Source organism: Clostridium coskatii (assembly GCF_001675205.1).
Classification (GTDB): domain Bacteria; phylum Bacillota; class Clostridia; order Clostridiales; family Clostridiaceae; genus Clostridium_B; species Clostridium_B ljungdahlii.
Genome location: NZ_LROR01000013.1, coordinates 1 through 19,131, shown reverse-complemented (window position 1 = coordinate 19,131; position 19,131 = coordinate 1). Strand labels below are relative to the sequence as shown.

The 19,131-nt window shown below is 30.7% G+C and carries 13 protein-coding genes, 1 pseudogene and 1 riboswitch; of the genes and pseudogenes, 8 read left to right on the top strand and 6 right to left on the bottom strand.

Going from position 1 to position 19,131, the window contains the following annotated elements; genetic code table 11:
* Positions 1 to 160: 160 nt before the first annotated feature.
* Both CLCOS_RS00140 and CLCOS_RS00135 read right to left on the bottom strand, forming a co-directional pair.
* Entirely contained in the window at positions 161 to 1,144 is a 984-nt protein-coding gene (locus CLCOS_RS00140) for an alpha/beta fold hydrolase (protein ID WP_063602418.1), read from the bottom strand.
* Positions 1,134 to 1,706, bottom strand: coding sequence for a MarR family winged helix-turn-helix transcriptional regulator (locus CLCOS_RS00135; protein WP_063602417.1), 573 nt, complete (start codon positions 1,704 to 1,706; stop codon positions 1,134 to 1,136). Before CLCOS_RS00135 ends, CLCOS_RS00140 begins: the two co-directional genes overlap by 11 nt.
* A gap of 188 nt (positions 1,707 to 1,894) precedes the next feature.
* Between CLCOS_RS00135 and CLCOS_RS00130 the strand changes: the two genes are divergently transcribed.
* The 3 genes and pseudogenes from CLCOS_RS00130 (at position 1,895) to CLCOS_RS00120 (ending at position 6,049) form a co-directional block, all read left to right on the top strand.
* A complete protein-coding gene (locus CLCOS_RS00130) occupies positions 1,895 to 2,377 on the top strand; it encodes a complex I 24 kDa subunit family protein (RefSeq protein ID WP_013238137.1) in 483 nt (160 codons plus the stop codon).
* A 29-nt stretch (positions 2,378 to 2,406) separates the two neighbouring features.
* Positions 2,407 to 4,287: an NADH-quinone oxidoreductase subunit NuoF gene (locus CLCOS_RS00125; RefSeq protein WP_063602416.1), complete on the top strand. Its 1,881-nt coding sequence runs from the start codon at positions 2,407 to 2,409 to the stop codon at positions 4,285 to 4,287.
* A gap of 26 nt (positions 4,288 to 4,313) precedes the next feature.
* A pseudogene (locus tag CLCOS_RS00120) lies at positions 4,314 to 6,049 on the top strand (NADH-dependent [FeFe] hydrogenase, group A6).
* 111 nt (positions 6,050 to 6,160) lie between these two features.
* Here the strand turns inward: CLCOS_RS00120 and CLCOS_RS00115 are convergent.
* The gene (locus CLCOS_RS00115) at positions 6,161 to 6,865 is read right to left on the bottom strand and encodes a helix-turn-helix domain-containing protein (RefSeq protein ID WP_242867030.1); all 705 of its coding nucleotides are present in this window, start codon (positions 6,863 to 6,865) and stop codon (positions 6,161 to 6,163) included.
* Between the two features lie 488 nt (positions 6,866 to 7,353).
* A riboswitch (cyclic di-GMP riboswitch) is annotated at positions 7,354 to 7,437 on the top strand.
* Between the two features lie 181 nt (positions 7,438 to 7,618).
* Between CLCOS_RS00115 and CLCOS_RS00110 the strand changes: the two genes are divergently transcribed.
* Positions 7,619 to 8,932, top strand: coding sequence for a VanW family protein (locus CLCOS_RS00110; protein ID WP_063602414.1), 1,314 nt, complete (start codon positions 7,619 to 7,621; stop codon positions 8,930 to 8,932).
* Positions 8,933 to 9,212: 280 nt separating this feature from the next.
* On the opposite strand, the gene CLCOS_RS00105 is transcribed toward CLCOS_RS00110, so the two are convergent.
* The 3 genes from CLCOS_RS00105 to CLCOS_RS00095 form a co-directional block, all read right to left on the bottom strand.
* Positions 9,213 to 12,479, bottom strand: a complete 3,267-nt coding sequence (locus CLCOS_RS00105; RefSeq protein WP_430392603.1) for an SNF2 helicase associated domain-containing protein — start codon at positions 12,477 to 12,479, stop codon at positions 9,213 to 9,215.
* A gap of 171 nt (positions 12,480 to 12,650) precedes the next feature.
* On the bottom strand, positions 12,651 to 14,624 hold the full coding sequence (locus CLCOS_RS00100; RefSeq protein WP_063602413.1) for a putative bifunctional diguanylate cyclase/phosphodiesterase: 1,974 nt from the start codon (positions 14,622 to 14,624) through the stop codon (positions 12,651 to 12,653).
* Positions 14,625 to 14,994: 370 nt separating this feature from the next.
* Complete coding sequence (locus tag CLCOS_RS00095; RefSeq protein WP_063602412.1) at positions 14,995 to 16,302, bottom strand: serine dehydratase subunit alpha family protein; 1,308 nt, start codon at positions 16,300 to 16,302, stop codon at positions 14,995 to 14,997.
* Between the two features lie 233 nt (positions 16,303 to 16,535).
* On the opposite strand from CLCOS_RS00095, the gene CLCOS_RS00090 reads away from it, so the two are divergent.
* From CLCOS_RS00090 to CLCOS_RS23130, 4 genes are all read left to right on the top strand, one after another.
* Positions 16,536 to 17,168 (top strand): TetR/AcrR family transcriptional regulator, encoded by a 633-nt coding sequence (locus CLCOS_RS00090; RefSeq protein ID WP_063602411.1) that lies wholly within the window; start codon positions 16,536 to 16,538, stop codon positions 17,166 to 17,168.
* A 142-nt stretch (positions 17,169 to 17,310) separates the two neighbouring features.
* On the top strand, positions 17,311 to 18,327 hold the full coding sequence (locus tag CLCOS_RS00085; protein ID WP_063602410.1) for a fumarylacetoacetate hydrolase family protein: 1,017 nt from the start codon (positions 17,311 to 17,313) through the stop codon (positions 18,325 to 18,327).
* A 13-nt stretch (positions 18,328 to 18,340) separates the two neighbouring features.
* The gene (locus CLCOS_RS00080; RefSeq protein WP_063602409.1) at positions 18,341 to 18,592 is read left to right on the top strand and encodes a hypothetical protein; all 252 of its coding nucleotides are present in this window, start codon (positions 18,341 to 18,343) and stop codon (positions 18,590 to 18,592) included.
* On the top strand, positions 18,579 to 18,758 hold the full coding sequence (locus tag CLCOS_RS23130) for an L-2-amino-thiazoline-4-carboxylic acid hydrolase (RefSeq protein ID WP_082853633.1): 180 nt from the start codon (positions 18,579 to 18,581) through the stop codon (positions 18,756 to 18,758). Before CLCOS_RS00080 ends, CLCOS_RS23130 begins: the two co-directional genes overlap by 14 nt.
* The last annotated feature ends 373 nt before the right edge of the window (positions 18,759 to 19,131 follow it).

The window sequence follows — 19,131 nt, the reverse complement described above, 5'->3', positions numbered from 1 at the left end:
TTAATACTTTCATTTATTATAAGTTCTCTAAGCTTAGTACTCATGGTACACCTCCAGCCTTGAATATTTCTTAAGTTCTGAGGTAGTAGTAATATACACCTCTTTCAAACTTCTACCTGAAAGAATAATGCATCCAGTAACTGGAGAGTCAATACTTATTTTAATTATTAGAATATTGTATACTTTTTTCTTTCTTACTTATTTTTGATAATGCATCAAAAACCAGGTCAGGCTGATCCATCATCAAAAAATGTCCTGCATCAGAAATTATGAATATATCTTTATTTGGCGCTTTTATATCTTTAAAATAATCTTCAGCTACAACACTGGGAGCTTGCCAGTCCCTTTCTCCCAAAATATAATATACTGGCACCTTATATTCTTTCGATTCTGTACGAAGATTGAAGTCACCAAGAAAACTATGAACTTTTGAATTTACCTTAAAGATTTTCATAAATGCTGTAATATCGGAGAATTTAAAAATGGGGCTTTTAAACACAGCTATCCATATATCAATGCCTATTTCCATACCTAATTTGTATTTACCTAGAAGCTTATGAACTATATTACATTTTCCCAAAAACTCTTTGTCAAAAATAATTTTGCTGCCAGGATATTCGCCTACACTCTCAAGCTTCTTCAATGATTTTTTATCGCCTGCCTGCTCAATAATTTCTTTAAGTTTGTTATAGGCTACCTGCTCATTTTCCACCATACCAACAACCTGCCCAGCACCAATATAGTACTCCACTTCTTCTGGATACTTTCTAATAAATATTGATCCTAAAACACTTCCCCAAGAATGGCCAAATATAACAATCTTTTTCTTGTTATATTTTTTCTTAAGATACTGGATAACTTCAAATAAGTCCTGAAGCATCAACTCTATTGTAGGAAGCTTATCTGGATTCTTAGTTAGGGTCTTCCCTGCACCCCTTTGGTCCCAATGAACCACAGTATATATTTCTTCCCATCTATCTTGAAATAATCCTGTAAATAAGGATTCTGCCGAACCTGGCCCTCCATGCAAAAATAGCATCACAGGATTATCAAAGCTTGTTCCTAGATGATACAGAAACTGATCTATTCCATTAATCCTTACATATTCAGAAGTACATATTAACCTGTTGTTTTTATTTCTCATAGTTTTTTCTCTCCTTTCTTTGATTTTTTCTTATATTTTCAAACTCCTTTAATATTCTTGCTGCGTCATCTTTCTGACTTTCATCTACCTTTAAATTACTATCTTCTTCAAAACCATCCTGTTCTTCACCATCAAATCGATAAAGTTTTTTAAGCATTCCCCAAATAGTTTCCAGTTCTTCAGTTGAAAAATCCTTAAAAAGCTGTGCCATGAAAAATATTCCTCTTTCTGAAACTTGATACAATACCTGTTTTCCAGCTTCCGTAATTATTACATTGACAGCACGCCTATCTTCAAGATTAGGTGCAATATCAACATATCCCTTTTTCTGCATGACAGTAACAATTTGTTTTACATTTTGCTTAGTGGAACCCAGCTTTCTTGCAATATTATTGAGGGTAGTCTTACCTTCAGATAAATGGGCAATTGCAACCATGGTCATATACTGTCTTGAAGTCAAATTTCCCAGGTATTCATCTCCTCTTACCTGAAGCTTATTGGCTAGTGAAAATAACGTTGCATAGGTTTGTTCCATTAAAAATATTTCTCTATATGTATCCATAAAAGTTTTTCCTCCTATAAGACAATATATTGTCTTATTACAGTTTAATGATATTTTTTATATTTGTCAATATATTGTCTATTATTTTATCCGATGACTATATAATAAAAAACTCCCATACTACCAATACTATCTTAAGAATATAAAATGAAAGATGGTGAAAAAACTGCGGCACAGCAGGAAATATTATGGATGTATGCAAATTAGATAACGAAAAACTAAAAGAATTATCTTCCTATATAGATAGTTTGGAAGAAAAAGAAGGTTCACTTATAAGCGTACTTCACAGAGCTCAGGATATATTTGGATACCTTCCTGAAGAATTACAAACATTTATTGCAAATAAACTTGACATTAGTGCAGCAAAAGTATTTGGTGTAGTTACTTTCTATTCATACTTTACAATGAAGCCCAAGGGTAAACATGTGATAAGCATATGCATGGGTACAGCTTGTTTTGTTAAGGGTGCAGAAAACATTTTAGAAGAATTTAGAAATCAGCTTAAAGTAAAAGATGGATTTACCACAGAAGACGGATTGTTCACTATAGATATTTTAAGATGTGTTGGAGCCTGCGGCCTTGCACCAGTAGTTGTAGTTGACGGAACAGTCCATGGAAAAGTAAAGGTCGAAGATGTTAAAGGAATATTAAGTCAATATACCTTAAAATAAATATCAGAAATTTATGTGGAGGAAAATATATGGATAAGATAAAATCCTTTGAAGATTTAAAAGCTTTAAGAGAAAAGTATAAAGCTAAGATAGCAAACCGTACTTATGATAATGCAGATAAAAATACAAAAAGAACTTTACTTGTATGTGGTGGAACAGGATGTCGTGCTTCAAGAAGCTTAGATATAGTCAACATACTTAAAACTGAAATTAAAAACGCAGGTCTAGAAAATACAGTTGATGTCATTTCTACAGGATGTTTTGGATTTTGTGAGAAAGGACCTATCGTCAAAGTTGTACCAGATAATGTTTTTTATGTTGAAGTTAATACCGAGAGAGCAAAGCTAATTGTGTATGAACATATGGCCAAAAATACAGTAGTTGATGAAGCTTTATATAGAGACCCTATTACTAAAGAAAAAATATCCAAACAAACGGATATTCCATTTTATAAAAATCAAGAAAGAATTGCTCTTAGAAATTGCGGCCTTTTAAACCCTGAAGATATTACAGAATACATAGCAATGAATGGGTACGAAGCTTTAGGCAGAGTTCTAACACAAATGACACCTGACAGCACAATTGATGAAATTAAAAAAAGCGGCTTAAGAGGTAGAGGGGGCGGCGGCTTCCCTACTGGCGTAAAGTGGGAAATGACAAGAAAGTCCAAATCTGATACAAAGTTTATGATCTGCAATGCTGATGAAGGTGATCCCGGTGCCTTTATGGATAGAAGCATACTTGAAGGAGATCCAAATTCTGTGCTTGAAGCTATGGCTATTGCAGGTTACTGTATAGGTGCAAATAAAGGTTATATTTATATCAGAGCTGAATATCCTCTTGCAATTAACAGATTAAAAATTGCTTTAAAGCAGGCTTATAATTTAGGGTTATTGGGTGATAATATTTTGGGTACTAATTTCTCATTCCATATAGATTTAAAATATGGTGCCGGAGCTTTCATATGCGGTGAGGAAACTGCACTCATAAATTCCATAGAAGGCGGACGTGGAGAGCCTACAGTAAAACCCCCTTTTCCTTCCCAAATAGGTCTCTGGAAAAAGCCAACTAATATAAATAACGTAGAAACTCTGGCAAACATCCCCCCTATTATATTAAAAGGTTCTAAGTGGTTTAGTTCTATAGGAACTGAAAAGAGTAAAGGAACCAAAGTTTTTGCCTTAGCAGGCAAGATCAATAATGTTGGCCTTGTCGAGGTACCTATGGGCATAACCTTACGTGAAATAATATATAATTTAGGCGGAGGTATTCGCGGCGGTAAAAAATTTAAGGCTGTTCAAACTGGTGGTCCTTCTGGCGGGTGCATTCCTGCAGATCATTTAGATACTGCCATTGACTACGAAAGCCTTACTGAAATAGGCTCCATGATGGGTTCTGGTGGAATGATAGTTATGGATGAAGATAATTGCATGGTAAACATAGCTAAATTTTATCTTCAATTTAGTGTAGATGAATCCTGTGGAAAGTGCACTGCCTGCAGAATCGGGAATAAAAGACTTTTAGAAATTTTAGAGGATATCACTAAAGGAAAAGGTACCATGGAACATCTTGAAGGGTTAAAAGATTTATCCTATGTAATAAAGGATTCAGCCCTATGCGGTCTTGGTCAAACATCACCTAATCCAATTATAAGTACAATGAAATTTTTCTGGGATGAATATGTAGCCCATGTAAAAGATAAACGCTGCCCTGCTGGAGTTTGCACTGCACTTTTAAAATACAATATAAATTCTGAAAAATGTATTGGCTGCACAGCCTGCACAAAGGTATGCCCTAAAGGAGCTATTTCTGGAGAAATAAAAAAGTCACATGTAATAGATAAATCAAAATGTATAAATTGTGGTGCATGTAGTAGTACTTGTAAATTTTCTGCTATTACGAAAGAATAACAATTTAAAGAAAGGAGTTTGTAAAAATGGTGAATTTAACTATAAACGATATAAAAGTTTCTGTACCAGAAGGCACTACAATTTTAAACGCTGCAAAAAAAGTAAACATAAATATACCTACTCTCTGCTATCTTGATCTTCACGATATAAAAATGGTAAATAGAACTTCCTCCTGCAGAGTCTGTCTTGTTGAAATTGAAGGTAGACGAAATCTTGCACCTTCATGTTCTACAGAAGCTTTCGAAGGTATGATAGTTAGAACAAACAGCGCCAGAGCTATAAAAGCAAGACGTACTATGGTAGAACTTTTACTGTCAGATCACCCTACTGACTGTCTTGTATGCGAAAAAAATACCCAATGTCAACTTCAATTAATTGCTGCTGAATTAGGTATAAGGAAAATAAGATATAAAGGTGCTATGTCTAATTATAAGAAGGATTCCTCCAGTGGCGCTTTATATAGAAATCTGGATAAGTGCATAATGTGCAGACGATGCGAAACCATGTGCAATGAAGTTCAAACCTGTCAGGTTTACTCTGCAGTTGATAGGGGCTTTGAAACTGTAGTATCCCCTGCATTTGGTCGTCCTATGGTTGACACGCAATGCACATTTTGCGGTCAATGTGTATCCGTATGTCCAACTGCTGCATTAACTCAAGTTAGTAATGTAGCTAAGGTATGGGAAGTACTAACTGATCCTGATAAATATGTAGTAGTTCAAACTGCCCCTGCTATAAGAGTTACTTTAGGTGAAAAATTCGGTATGGAACCTGGAACTATTGTAACTGGTAAAATGGTATCTGCTCTTAGAAGATTGGGATTTGATAAGGTATGTGATACCGATTTTGCAGCAGATGTAACTATTTTAGAAGAAGCTCATGAATTTATAGATAGACTTCAAAATGGTGGAAGACTTCCAATACTCACAAGCTGCTGTCCCAGCTGGGTTAAATTTATAGAACATCAATTTCCTGATCTTTTAGATATACCTTCAACTTGTAAATCCCCACACATAATGTTTGGTACTTTAGCAAAAACATATATGGCAGAAAAATTAAATATTGATCCATCTAAAATTGTAGTAGTTTCAGTTATGCCATGTATTGCAAAAAAATATGAAATAAGCAGAAAAGAGCTTCAATATGAAGGTAATAAAAATGTTGATCTTGTAGTTACTACAAGAGAGCTTGCAGATATGATAATGGAAGCAGGAATAGATTTTAATAAACTTCCTGATGAAGACTTTGATAAACCTTTTGGAGAATCTACAGGTGCCTCTGTAATATTTGGAACTACCGGCGGCGTAATTGAAGCTGCTCTTAGAACTGCTTATGAATGGATTACTGGAGAGACTTTAAAAGAAGTAGAATTTCATGGTGTAAGAGGACTTGATGGACTTAAAGAAGCCAGTATAAATATTGGTGGTAAAGAAATAAACATTGGCGTAGCTCACGGTCTTGGTAATGCAAGAAAACTTCTTGAGGAAATAGAATCTGGTGAATCAAAATATCACGCTATAGAAATAATGGCATGTCCTGGAGGATGTATTGACGGTGGAGGTCAGCCGTATCACTTTGGAAATTTAGATATTGTAAAGAAACGAATGGATGCTTTATATAGAGAAGATAGAAACAAACCTCTCAGAAAATCTCATGAAAATCCTGAAGTTCAAGCTCTATATAAAGAATTTATTGGAGATGTAGGCGGAAAAAAGCTCATGATCTCCTTCACACCCATTATATAAAAAGGCAAAAGTTGTAACTTTATCTCTAAATATTGAAATCCTCCTGAATTACTGCATTAAAATAAATACTTATTTCAGGAGGAACTATTTTTATCCGATTGTTACCATTGCTAACACCTACCTTACTCTTACATATTGCCTCGTCCAATAACCCATATATTTTCGTTACTCTTCTTCAAGTTGTCTACCATACTATTAATATCTTTCTTAGCAAACCATGACTGAGGAAAATATAAATCGTTATAGTAATACTTTGTACTATTATCACACTTAATTATTACCATTGGGTAACTGCCTCTAGCACGTACTGTAAACTCTATTTCTGTTATGTTTGCTATGTTCACCCTTTTGGTTGTAGAAATTTTTTTTATTTCTATATATTTGTCTTCTATAGTAATATAAATTTTATTTTTAAATAAATAGTAGGCTAACACAGTATAGTAGGCAGTACACATTAAGCATAAGAGTACTGCAATAAATATAATACATACTTCTAAAGTATTAGACCTATCAGTTAATGCAAATATTAGCACTATCGAAAAAATAGCTGAAAATAATATGGGAAAAATAGCTTTGTATTTATTATCTGGATAAATGGTATATTTAAATGTTTGGTTAAATTTAAATTGTTCATTTTTATCAAGCCACCAATTCATATTTTTGCCACTAATTTTATATATTTTTTCAAGTAATATCCTAGAGGGTTCCTTTAAACCAGTCTCTAGCTGGCCTATAGCTGCTTTTGATAAATCTAATTTCCTACCTAAATCCCTTTGTGTAAGTCCTAAATCTCTTCTATATCTTTTTAACTTATCTGAAAACAATACAACCACCCCTACTATTCATTATTACCATCCATATTAAAACCTTTTTCATTTTTCTCTCTTAATTTAAATAATTATTGACACCTTCGTAAATTTTATCAACTTTTTCATATACATCTTTAGCTATATTATAGTATCATATAAAACTCCTTATTTTTAATCTGTTTTGAATTGAACTCAGTATAAGCCCTCTATTTTTATCCATAATTTAACATAATAGTTTAGCTTATCTATAATGTTAACATTGCACTATTTAGTTGTCAAAAGACTTTTATATGTTTAGATTTATCAATCTGCTTGCCATATTTTCTTTTTTTGCCTAAAAATATTTTACTTAATCGACATAAATTAATTTTTATGCTATAATTTTACAAAAATCTTAAAATTTTTTATTTTTATATTACAAATTAGTAAGTAATTATTTACTTTAAGACATAAATATGGTACTATCTTTAATGTAGTGTTATGTAAGAAAAATCAAGAATATATATACCGTAGAAAATATGGGAAACTATGAAAAATTTCTTCTAATTGGGCACTTTGGAAATTTGGAGTTAATAGTGCAACCGGCCAGCTATATATGTTATATGTGGCTGTTTTTTTATGCAAAAAAATAGTAATTAGTAGGTGGTGAAGCAAAATAAACTTGAATTATAAAAATCACTTTTAATAATTGAGCAAACTTTGTATGTAATAATTACAAAACAATAAATAAAGAATTGAGCTTGTAAGAATTCTCTTCAGTAGGAGGTATTTTACTAAATGATACAACCCATAGACAGAAATCAAATTATACCAAAAAAACGAAAATTAAAACGAAAGTTAAAAATAAATAAAAAGAAGATGACAAGATCATTAATTATACTTTCTATATTAACCTATATAATACATTCATTATGGATACATTTTTTAGTTACAAGATATGATAATCTCATATATCCAGGAGTTAAAGTCGAAGGTATAAATTTAGGTGGTAAGACTAAAGATGAAGCTATAGATACTTTAAAACGTAAATATGTAAATCAAATATTTAAAAAGAATATAATAATTAAAGTACAAGATAAGGTTTATACAATAAATTATTCAAAACTCAATATCAAGTATAATTTAGATGATGTTGTACAAGATGCTTTTAAATATGGAAAATGTGGAAATATTCATAATAAATATAAAAATATAAAAAGTAAAAACGGAAAACAATTTAATTTAAAATACAGCTACAATAAAAAAGAAATAAATAACACTATATCAAAAATTGAAAATGAACTTAATAGGGCACCAGTAAACGCCAGTATAACTAAAGATGAAGATGATAAATTTAAAATTGATTTAGAAAAAGATGGACAAGAAGTTGATAGAGATAAACTTTTTAATGATATTGACAAAAAAATTAGCAATAAAAATATGAATGATGTATACACTTCTGGTACAATAAGAAAAGTATCACCTAAAATAAAAAAATCAAGTTTAGTAAATATTAATACAAAAATATCAAGCTTTTCAACTAATTTTTCATCTTCTGATGACAACAGATCAAATAATATTGAAGTTGCTGCTAAAACCTTAAATGGTACTACTATAATGCCAGGTGAAATATTTAGTTTCAATAAAATTGTTGGAAAAAGAACTGAAGAAAATGGATATAAATCTTCAAAAATAATTGTAGGTAATAAACTTCAGCCAGGTTTAGGTGGTGGTGTATGTCAAGTATCAACAACTTTGCACAATGCTGTAGTAAGATGTGGTATAGTACCTACAGAAAGGGAACACCATAACATACCTGTTACTTACGTTGGTCTTGGAATGGATGCAACTGTAGATTATGGGCACATAGATTATAAATTTAAGAATACACTTGATTTCCCAATTTATATAGAATGTTTAACTAAAAATAAAAATTTGGTGATTAATATCTATTCCAATTCAAAGTTAAATAATAAAATTTATAATCTTATAAACAAGGTTGATAAAGCAAGTAATGGCAAAGCTACAATCGCAAAAGTCTACTTAGTCACTTATGAAGATGGAAAAGAAATTTCAACAAAATGGATAAATACTGATAACTACATAAAATAGTATATATAGTAAAGAAAACCTTTAGCAAATAGTCCTTTATTAACAACCTCTAGGGGTTCCTGTAAAATCCTACATGAGCTTGCTATGATTACATGCCAATAGCTTAATTTAATTTAAAAAATTCTGATGCCACTTAGTTAGACACCAGAATTTTTATTAGTTAACATGAGTTCTATAAGTTAAATGGAAAAATTCAAGGTATAAAAAGCCCCATGAAAATGTTTTATTATTGTAAGTAACCAAACAAACAAAATTAAAACAAAGGATGGTATATCTTTATTTAACTGAAAAGTTCCTCAATATCCTTTTCTTCCATATTTGAAAGTAAAATTTCTTCTCCAGTATTTTCTTCTATAACGTTGTTTATTATTTCTTTCTTTTTCTCCTGTATTTTGTGTATTTTCTCTTCTATAGTTCCCTTAGCAATAAGTCTAATAACCTCTACAGTTTTCTTCTGTCCAATTCTATGAGCTCTGTCTGAAGCTTGATTTTCTACTGCTGGATTCCACCAGGGGTCATAATGAATCACTATATCTGCAGAAGTTAAATTTAGTCCTGTTCCACCAGCTTTAAGAGATATTAAAAATATAGGGATTTTACCTTCATTAAACTCCCTAACCATTTCTCCCCTTTTTTCTGCTTTTACGCTGCCATCAAGATACATATACTTTATATTTTCATTTTTGAACATACTTCCAATATTTTTAAGTACAGAAGTAAATTGAGAAAATAACAATATTTTATGTCCATCATCTACATTATTCTGTACTATATCCATAAGAGCTTCCATTTTTCCATTATCACTTTCATAGTTTTCTATAAAAGTAGAGGGATCACAGCATATTTGTCTAAGTCTTGTGATTATAGAAAGTATCTTTATTTTACTTTTATTAATGCCTTTATCTCTTATTTCATTATTCAATTCCTCTTTAGCTTGCCCAAGGTAAGCTGCATATACTTTCTTTTGATCCTCTGTCATATCTATCACCATATTATGTTCAATTTTAGGTGGAAGTTCTTTTATGACATCCTTCTTAAGCCTTCTAAGAATAAAAGGTCTAATATGTTTATTTAATTCCTCTAAAGCTTTTTTATCACCATTTTTTATAATAGGTACTTCATACTTTTGGCTAAACTTTCCATGACTCAATAAATATCCTGGCATAATAAAATCAAAAATTGACCATAATTCTGTAATAGAATTTTCAATAGGGGTTCCTGTTAGTGCAAAATAACTTCTAGCTTTAATGGATTTTACACTTTGGGCATTTAAAGAATTAGGGTTTTTTATATTTTGAGCTTCATCTAAAAAGCAGTGTCTAAATTTTATAGTTTTATATTCTTCTATATCTCTTTTAATAAGTGCATAGGAAGTTATAACTATGTCCGCCTCATTCATCTCTTTTAACTGACTTTCTCTTGCATCCCTGCTGCCTGATACAACTAAACATTTTAAATCCGATTGAAATTTATTTATTTCACTTTCCCAGTTGTACACTAAAGATGTAGGACACACCACCAAAGAAGGCTGCTTTTCCTCATTTTCATCTACCTCTGATTTTATAAAAGCTATCGCCTGAAGAGTTTTTCCAAGCCCCATTTCATCTGCTAAAATGCCTCCAAAGCCGCAGCTTGAAAGAGTTTTAAACCACTTAAATCCAAACTTTTGATAACCTCTCATAATATTATCCAGCTTTTCTGGAATTGTATAATCAATGTCACCAATATCCTTTATATTATTTATAAGTTCCCTAAACTTCTTATTTCTTTGTACAAAAGTTATATTATTTTCCTTAAGACTTGTATCTATATAAATAGAATTATATTTGGAAAGAACTATTTTATCCTTTTCCAGATCTGAAGTCTTTATGTTTAAGTAATCTATCATGTCCGAAATATTTTGAAGTTCTCCAGCCTTCAGAGGAATAAAGCCTCCATTTTTAAGTCTGTAATATTTCTTCTTTTGTTTTAATGCATCAAATATGTGCTTTAACTCTTCTCTATTTACACCATCAATATTAAAAGTAAATTCTAAAAGATCTTCATCATTTAATCTTATGTTAGATTTATAGCTTTTAGCTGTATAAATTCTTATATCTTTAAAAGCATCTGAATAGTAAATTTCTGCAGATTCCTGAAGTTTTTCTAGGCCTTCTCCCACAAAATCTAAAATTTTATCTTCATCCTCTAAAATAAAATTAAATTTTCCCTTTTCAAATTGAAAAGCAGTCAAGGTATCTACTATAGCTGCTTCTTCCTCAATATCTCTAACCAGTACCTTCTCATCATCTTTCCTTTCCTCATTATCCTTTAAGGGATTTATATCTATATCTCCATATTTAAATATTACATCACAAACTACAGCATCTTTATCCTTATCAAAATAAAGACAAGGCTTTAAAGGTTCTTCATAAAATTTCTCTTTAATACTGTTATTCACTGTTACCTTTGTGCCTATCTTTTTTAAAGCTGGAATTATATAAGAAGCTATTTCTTCACTTTCACTTTGCCGAAAAGTAATTTCAGAGTTTTTTTGTTCAATAAAAGTATTGTAAAGAGCTTTATATAACCTTACCTGCTCATTTGTAGGTATATATATCTTGTTATTATAATAAAAATAATTTCCACTTTTAACTAAAGCTTTAGGCAGCTTTGAGATTTGAGATAAAATTATATTATTCCCCCTACTGTCTAATTTAAATTCTAAAGGAAAATTTTCTCTTACTACTTTAACTTCACTGTAATTATCATCATTTATGACTAAATCTATAGCTGTTTCTCCTATATTATTAAGAAATTTTTTTAAGTTACTTTCCGTAAGCCTTGCCTTTTTTCCGCTTAAAAATTTTGCTGTTTTGCTATAATGATAACCATACATTACCATGTCCTCTGTAGCTCTATCTATTTCATATAAATCTTTAAGCATACTCAAAATAAATTTGTCTTCATCCTTAAAACTGTGTAAATATGCGTTATATGTAAAGCTTTTACCAAACTCCAGCTCATTATGTTCTATAACTGCCTCTAAAAAGCTTTTCATATTCTTTACTACATAAAGCTTTTCTTCTCCCACCTTTAATTCTAAAAAAGCTTCACTTTCTCTACGGCTAATATTAAATTGAAGTTTACACTGCAGGTTTAAAGTCTTAGTTTCCATCTTTGTCTTAGTGGATATTAGACTTTTCTTTAATTGTTGAATTAATTTACTATTTTTCTTTATCCCTGATTTATTCTTTTCTCGAGCATATTTTATAAGCACTGCAGCTATATGCTTGCACGGAGCATTATAATTATAATATGCCTTGCAGTCACAATGACAACTTATATTTTCATTGATATTTGGATATATTATTTTTACATTATATTTTATAGTCATTTGTGAAGAAGACTTAACTTTTCCTTCAATAGTAGTTTTTTTCCACCCTAATTCTTCTTGAGTACTTACACTCAAGTTTTCTACTTGATCATTTTCATAACATGTAATACCTTTTTCGTACGTTTCAAAATTTAAACTATCTTTTATTATACCTTCATTTAATTCAAACAAATTTATTCACTCCTGTTTAGGCATCTGAAAAGAAATAATTTATCCCTGTTAAACATTCTAGCACATAATAGTATTTTTAAACATGTCTCTAAATTATTTTTATTAAAATAATTGTAAAACCTATGCTAAAACTCTTGTTAAAGCATAGGTCTTTTATTACAAAAATGATAGTCAATTTATATTGCGGAGCTTTAAGAATCCATTTTCAAAATTTGTATCTTCCATTGGTTTTCCATAATAATATCCTTGGAATATATCACATCCTAAGCTTTTTAAATTTTCTATTTGTTCTATTTCTTCTACTCCTTCTGCTACAACTTCATATCCAAAGTAATGAGATAATGAGATAATTGTATTAACCATTACCACACTTGCTTCATTTGATGTTATATCATCAACAAAGGACTTATCAATTTTAATAACATCTATAGGCATATTTTTTAAATAATTCAATGATGAGTATCCAGTTCCAAAATCATCAAGACTTATTTTGATTCCATTAGCTCTTATTTTATTTATATTATTTACAGCTTCATCAAAATTCTTCGCTACTGTTGTTTCTGTAACTTCAAATTCTATATACTCAAAAGGCACTTTAAACCCTTCTATTATTTCCAGTAAGTTGTCACATAGTTTACTGTCAATGAGCTGTTCTGTAGATAAATTTACAGCTATTTTAAAATTTTTATAACCTTTATCAATCCAATTTGATACATTTTTACATACCTCAACAATAACTGATTTTCCTATATATTTTATAAGCCCTTCTCTTTCTGCAAAATCAATAAATTCTGAAGGAGGTATAATCTTATTATCCTCTTTAATCCATCTTACAAGCGCTTCCGCACCTAATACCTCACCATGTTTTGAAATTTTAGGTTGATAAAAAACTTTAAACTCACCATTTTTAATCCCATCTTCTATTGCCTTTTTCTTTATTGTGTCTTCATATATACCAACATTTATAGCGTCATTATAAAAGCTATATACATGCTTGCCTATTCTTTTAGATTCATACATAGCATCATCTGCACGCTTGTACAGAATTTCAAAATTATTTCCGTCTTTAGGAATAACTGCCACACCCAGGCTTGCAGTCACATAATCAACATTTTTTCCATAAATATTAAAAGGCTTTTTAAATACATTTAAAATTTCCCTAAGCATTACCTCTGCTTCATCTTTATTCTTAACAGACCTTATTAAAAATAAAAATTCATCGCCTCCATTATGACAAATGTAGTCTTGAATATGCATTACCTTCTTAAATCTTCTTCCTGCCTGTTTTAAAAATTCATCACCTGAAATATGCCCTAACGTGTCATTTACAGCTTTAAAATTATCCATATCCAAACTTATTAATATGGAATAGGTATTTATTTTAGGAATTTCTTTAACTAATGTGTTTAATACATAATTCTTATTTGGAAGGTCAGTAACACAATTATGAAATGCATAGTAATCTATCTTTTTACTTATTTTAGTAACCACAAACATCATTAAGCTAAACAAAAGTATCATTGCAAAATTAATAGCAATTATTGTCCGTAAGGTGATTTCCTTTATAGTTTCATTTTTATCACTTAAACTTTTTATATATTGGTCTGAATAATTTAACATTTCTTTGCTTAGTTCAATTCTTCTATCTCCTAAATTCATTATTTCTTTCTTTTCATCATTGGTAATAGCTTTAGATTCTCTTAGCTTTCCAAGCAATTCATTTAATCTATTTGAATATTTCTTATTTGATTCTTTAAATTGAACAACTAAATCTTTTTCCTCATTAGTTAAATCGTGAAGCGTGGTATATTTATTAATATTTTCTTCAACATCTTTTTCATATTCATCTACCTTATCTTTCATATCCATATAATCATTAACTGAATACAGTGCGTATAATCGTATAATCCAAATATCTTCATTGATTTTATTTGCATAAGCAGAAGTTAAATATCCATTTTGGTACATATTAGTTTCATTGTTGTAACTATCTTTAAGTGTTTTATAAGAAATAAACGTAAATATTAGAAATATTGTCAAAGCTAACATTATAACACTATTAAATATAATTTGTAATTTTGGATTTTTTGAAATAACCTGAACAAAAAAATTTTTTCTAATTTTATTAATTATTTTTTTTATCATAATTTCTCCCGTTAAATGCAATAATTCATATTTTAAATTTATATATTACCTTTTTAAGCTATTTCATCTTCTTCAACATACAATTGTAACAATTTACATACAACTCAAATATATAATATTATATATTTGAGTTGTATGCTTAGTCAATCTATTATTTCTTACAGTTTTCCCATTCTTATATAGACCTTCAGTGATAGCCTGTTCAACACCTTATCTTGTTATATAACATCATCTATCCGATCACTACCATTGCTAACCTCTGCCTTCTTCAAAGTGGAGGATAAGCACTGCTACGCGCCTGGATAAGTTCTTCTAAGGTTCAGATGGAGAAAGGTATTCCTTATAAGCAAACTCCACCCGAACCTAAGAATCACTTGATATTCTTTGAATTAATCTTTCTTTTGTTTTCAAGAATCTCCACAATAGTTTTTTCGGTACCGATCATCCCTAGAGATGCAATACAGCCCATATTCTTCATTGTTTCTTCAGGAGTTTTACCATTAATACCGTGTACATCATCAATATATGTGCCGTTCATTGCAAAATCTACAGCTTTATAGGCAGCATCTACAGCAACAATTCCTTTCATAGTACATCCCTGATTTCCACCATCGCATATCATACCGGTAATACTACTAGCCATATTGTTCAGCACATGGGCCATAATAGCTATAGTTCCACCTCGTAAATATACCAATGCACAAGCCATTCCAGAACCTGCTGCTATTGCGCAGCCACAAAAGGCCGAAAGCTTTCCAGAATACTCTTTAATATACATGCAAACTAAATAGCTGAGTGCAGTAGCACGAAGTAGTTGTTCTTTTGTATAACCATTTACTTTATAAGCTGCATATAAAGGCATGGTAGTTATAATTCCATGGGCACCAGAACCTGTAATGCTCATTGCCGGCTTATCCAAACCAATTACACGAGCTTCAATTGCTGCATTGCAAAGTAAAGATGCAGTAGACTGTTCATTTTTAGAGATTTCCTCTCCTCCATTGTTTTTCAAAAGATGTCTAGCAAATGTTGTTCTAGGGTTCTTTAATCCTTCACCATATAATTTAAGATTAACTTTATAAGCTTCTTTTATAAAACTTATTTCTTTAACATCAACAGTTGTAATATAATCGTATAACTGCTGAAGAGTATATTTATGTATATCAAATACCTCTTTTGACAACTCATCACCGTCATCTTCTTTTTCACCTTTTTGTTCCATTTCTATTTTTCCATTTACAGTAATCTTTGTGATATTTGTATGAGAATCCTCTATGGTAACAACGGCTGTATCACTTTCAGTAATAACTGCAGCTTCTATAAATATTTTACTTGTAATTCCACTGAGCTTAACTGTGACAGCACCAGATTTTACAAGTTTACGGGCTTCTATATTGTCCTTCTCTGTTACATTTTCCAATGCTTCAAGGCCTTTTTTTGCATCTCCTGCTACATAACCTAACGCTGCAGCAAAGACATTGCCAACCTCACTGCTGTTTGGTATTCCGCAGGTAAAGGCATTCTTATACATGCCACTGTTCATTGCCACATTTATTTTTATCACATTGCCTTTTGTATAACTTTTTGCTTTTGCTACTGCAAAGGCAATTGCACCTGGTTCTGTCACTCCTAATGCAGGCTTCATGTCATCTTTAATTAATTGTGTTAATTCATGCATAAACAATCCCCCCTAAAATAAACCTCTTTTTAATTATTCTACATCATTATAAGTGAGAGACAAGTTAATAACAACATCTCTCACATATTTCCGAAAGATAGTACCTGCATAATAAATTTAACCAAAAGTTATGGGTCAACCATGGAAATAATAATTATTGACACTTTATATCCAAGGTAGTATTATTTAGTTGTTGAACATGTTAAAGAAAGATTATTTTTGAGGTGACTATGATGGAAGACACCAGGAGCAAAATACTTCAGAGCGCAAAAGAGCTTTTTATACTGCAAGGATACAAAAAGACCACAATTCGTCAAATTGTTAAAAGATCTGGTGTGTTAATTGGCAGTATATATTACCTATACAAAAATAAAGAAGAAATCTTTAAAAGTCTTATTCTTGAAACCTTTAAGAAGAGTGATGAAGTCATTTGCAATTATTTAGGAGAAGATTTTGACCCGGTTCTCCGATATGGACTATCCTGTGCTATTGAACTTACAGCAGTAGAAGAAGACGAATGCATCTGTGAAATCTATTATGAAGCTTATAGTTTAAAAAGTATTTTTGATGGGCTTGTAGATGCTGCTGCTAAAAGGTCACAAATTCTTTTTAAAAATTATAATCCTGATTTTGAGTTTGAGGATTATTACATAAGAACTTTGGCAATCAAAGGCGCTATGCGCAGTTTTATTGCTAATAAGTATTTAACTAGGCAAATTTCTCTTGAAAAAAGAATTGATATGATTTTAGACTTTAGCTTACAAACTTATAATGTTCCAAAAACTGAAATCCATCAAACAAAAAAACATATATTGCAATTAAAAAATAAAATAAAAGAGTTTGCATTGTTAATAGCAGAAAACTAATAACAATAGATAATACTAACCCGATATGGCTGTCATCACAGGCTTCATTTCGGGTATTAAATTAGCTTCATTTGAACATGTTCAAATGATATTAGTCTTCATGAATTTTTTTAACAAAATTAATATATAGGGAGAGATTAAATTGAAAATTAAGAAGTTACAAATAAATTCCAAAGAGAATGAAGTTTCGCTTGCTGTTTTATATAAAGGCCAATGGATTGTCCTATCTAAACTACTGGAACAGTTTCAAGCAAATAACAGCAAAGAATCTTCAAAAATAAAGTCTGTTTCTAAAGACCTTATTTCGTTTTTACAGACACTTCCTGAAAATAAAGAACATTTAAATTTTCTTTTACAAAAAGCTGATTTGAACGCTGCCCGTGAAACTAAGAATATGAAAGAAATTATGCCTTTTCGCCCCCTACTTTACCGTGATTTCATGCTGTGTGAAAGACATGTAATTAACAGTGGTAGGCTTTTTACAAAATATACTATGCCTAAGGTATATCCTATAGTAAGGGCTTATGAAGCTATATTCAGACATCCATTTCCTGCTTTTAAACCTAAAAAAGCGTGGTATGATAATCCTGTTTATTATAAGGGAAATACCCTATCATTTATTGGAGATGGTGAAATAGTAAGCTATCCACATTATACAACACTTAAAGACTATGAATTAGAGCTTGGCATGATCATTACAAAGGATCTTCTTAATGCAACAGAAGAAGAAGGTCTTGCTGCTGTAGGTGCTTTTTGTGTATTTAATGACTTCAGTGCTCGAAATGTTCAGCTTGATGAGATGAGAAAAACGGGCTTTGGACCATGCAAAGCAAAGGATTTTGCTAGTTCCATATCTAATATAGTTGTAACAACAGATGAAATATTACCGATACTCAATACTTTAAAAACACGAGTATTTATTAATGAAAAATTAGCTGCTGAAGGACAACTAAATGAATTTTATCATTCCATTGGAAAAGCTATTGCTTATGCTTCCAAAGGAGAGCAAGTTTATGCAGGAGAGTTTATGGCATCTGGAACAATTCCCAATTGTTGTGGAATGGAAAATGGTCATTTACTCAATTTGGGTGATGTTATAAGATTAGAAATAGATAATATTGCCACACTAACAAATCGAGTTAGCACTGAATTAATATAATAATTAAGCATTTTTGCAATCAGGCTTTTCAAAAGAAAAAGCATACAAAAATACATTAGAAATTACACAAATTGCAGCAAAAACAATTCAAAAAAAGAATGAATTTTTAGGTAAGATACCTTTTGAATATAGTTTGTTTAAACTGTTCTGTAAATCTGTAATGAATAAAAACTATCCTAAAAAAGGATGGAATATAGTGTGGCGTCAATATGATAATCAAGAAATACATTTTGATATGACAAGCTGTATATATGGAGACAGCTAAGCGATACAATTGTCCTGAGTTATGCACAGTTTTCTGTGCTAATGATATAACTACTTTCCAGGGATATAGACCAAATATAATTTTTGAGCGTCAAGGAACTATTGGACAAGGACAAAAGGTATGTGATTTCCATTTGAAAAACGGTAAATTAAAATCGCATAATTAAAAATAGCTGTGAAAATTTTTCTATATTTTTATCTTAAAAACTAATTTTTATCAAAACACCAATGCACAAGCTATCCCAGAACTTGCTGCTATTTTAAATTCACCTTTAAAAAATATACTATGTCTAAGATATATCCCATAGTAAAAGCCTATGAATCTATATTCAGACACCCATTTGTTACAGGCTTAGCCTTCATTTTGTCTGCATAATAAAATCATGATATAATCTATTTGTTATGTCAATTGAGTAAGCGATAAACTACCCAGTGTATAAGCATAAAAAATAAACGACCATTCATTAAAATGGTCGTAATTTATTATGCTTTCTTTTTGCATGAAGATTGAACCCATTGGTCCCAGGGCAGGTATTCATC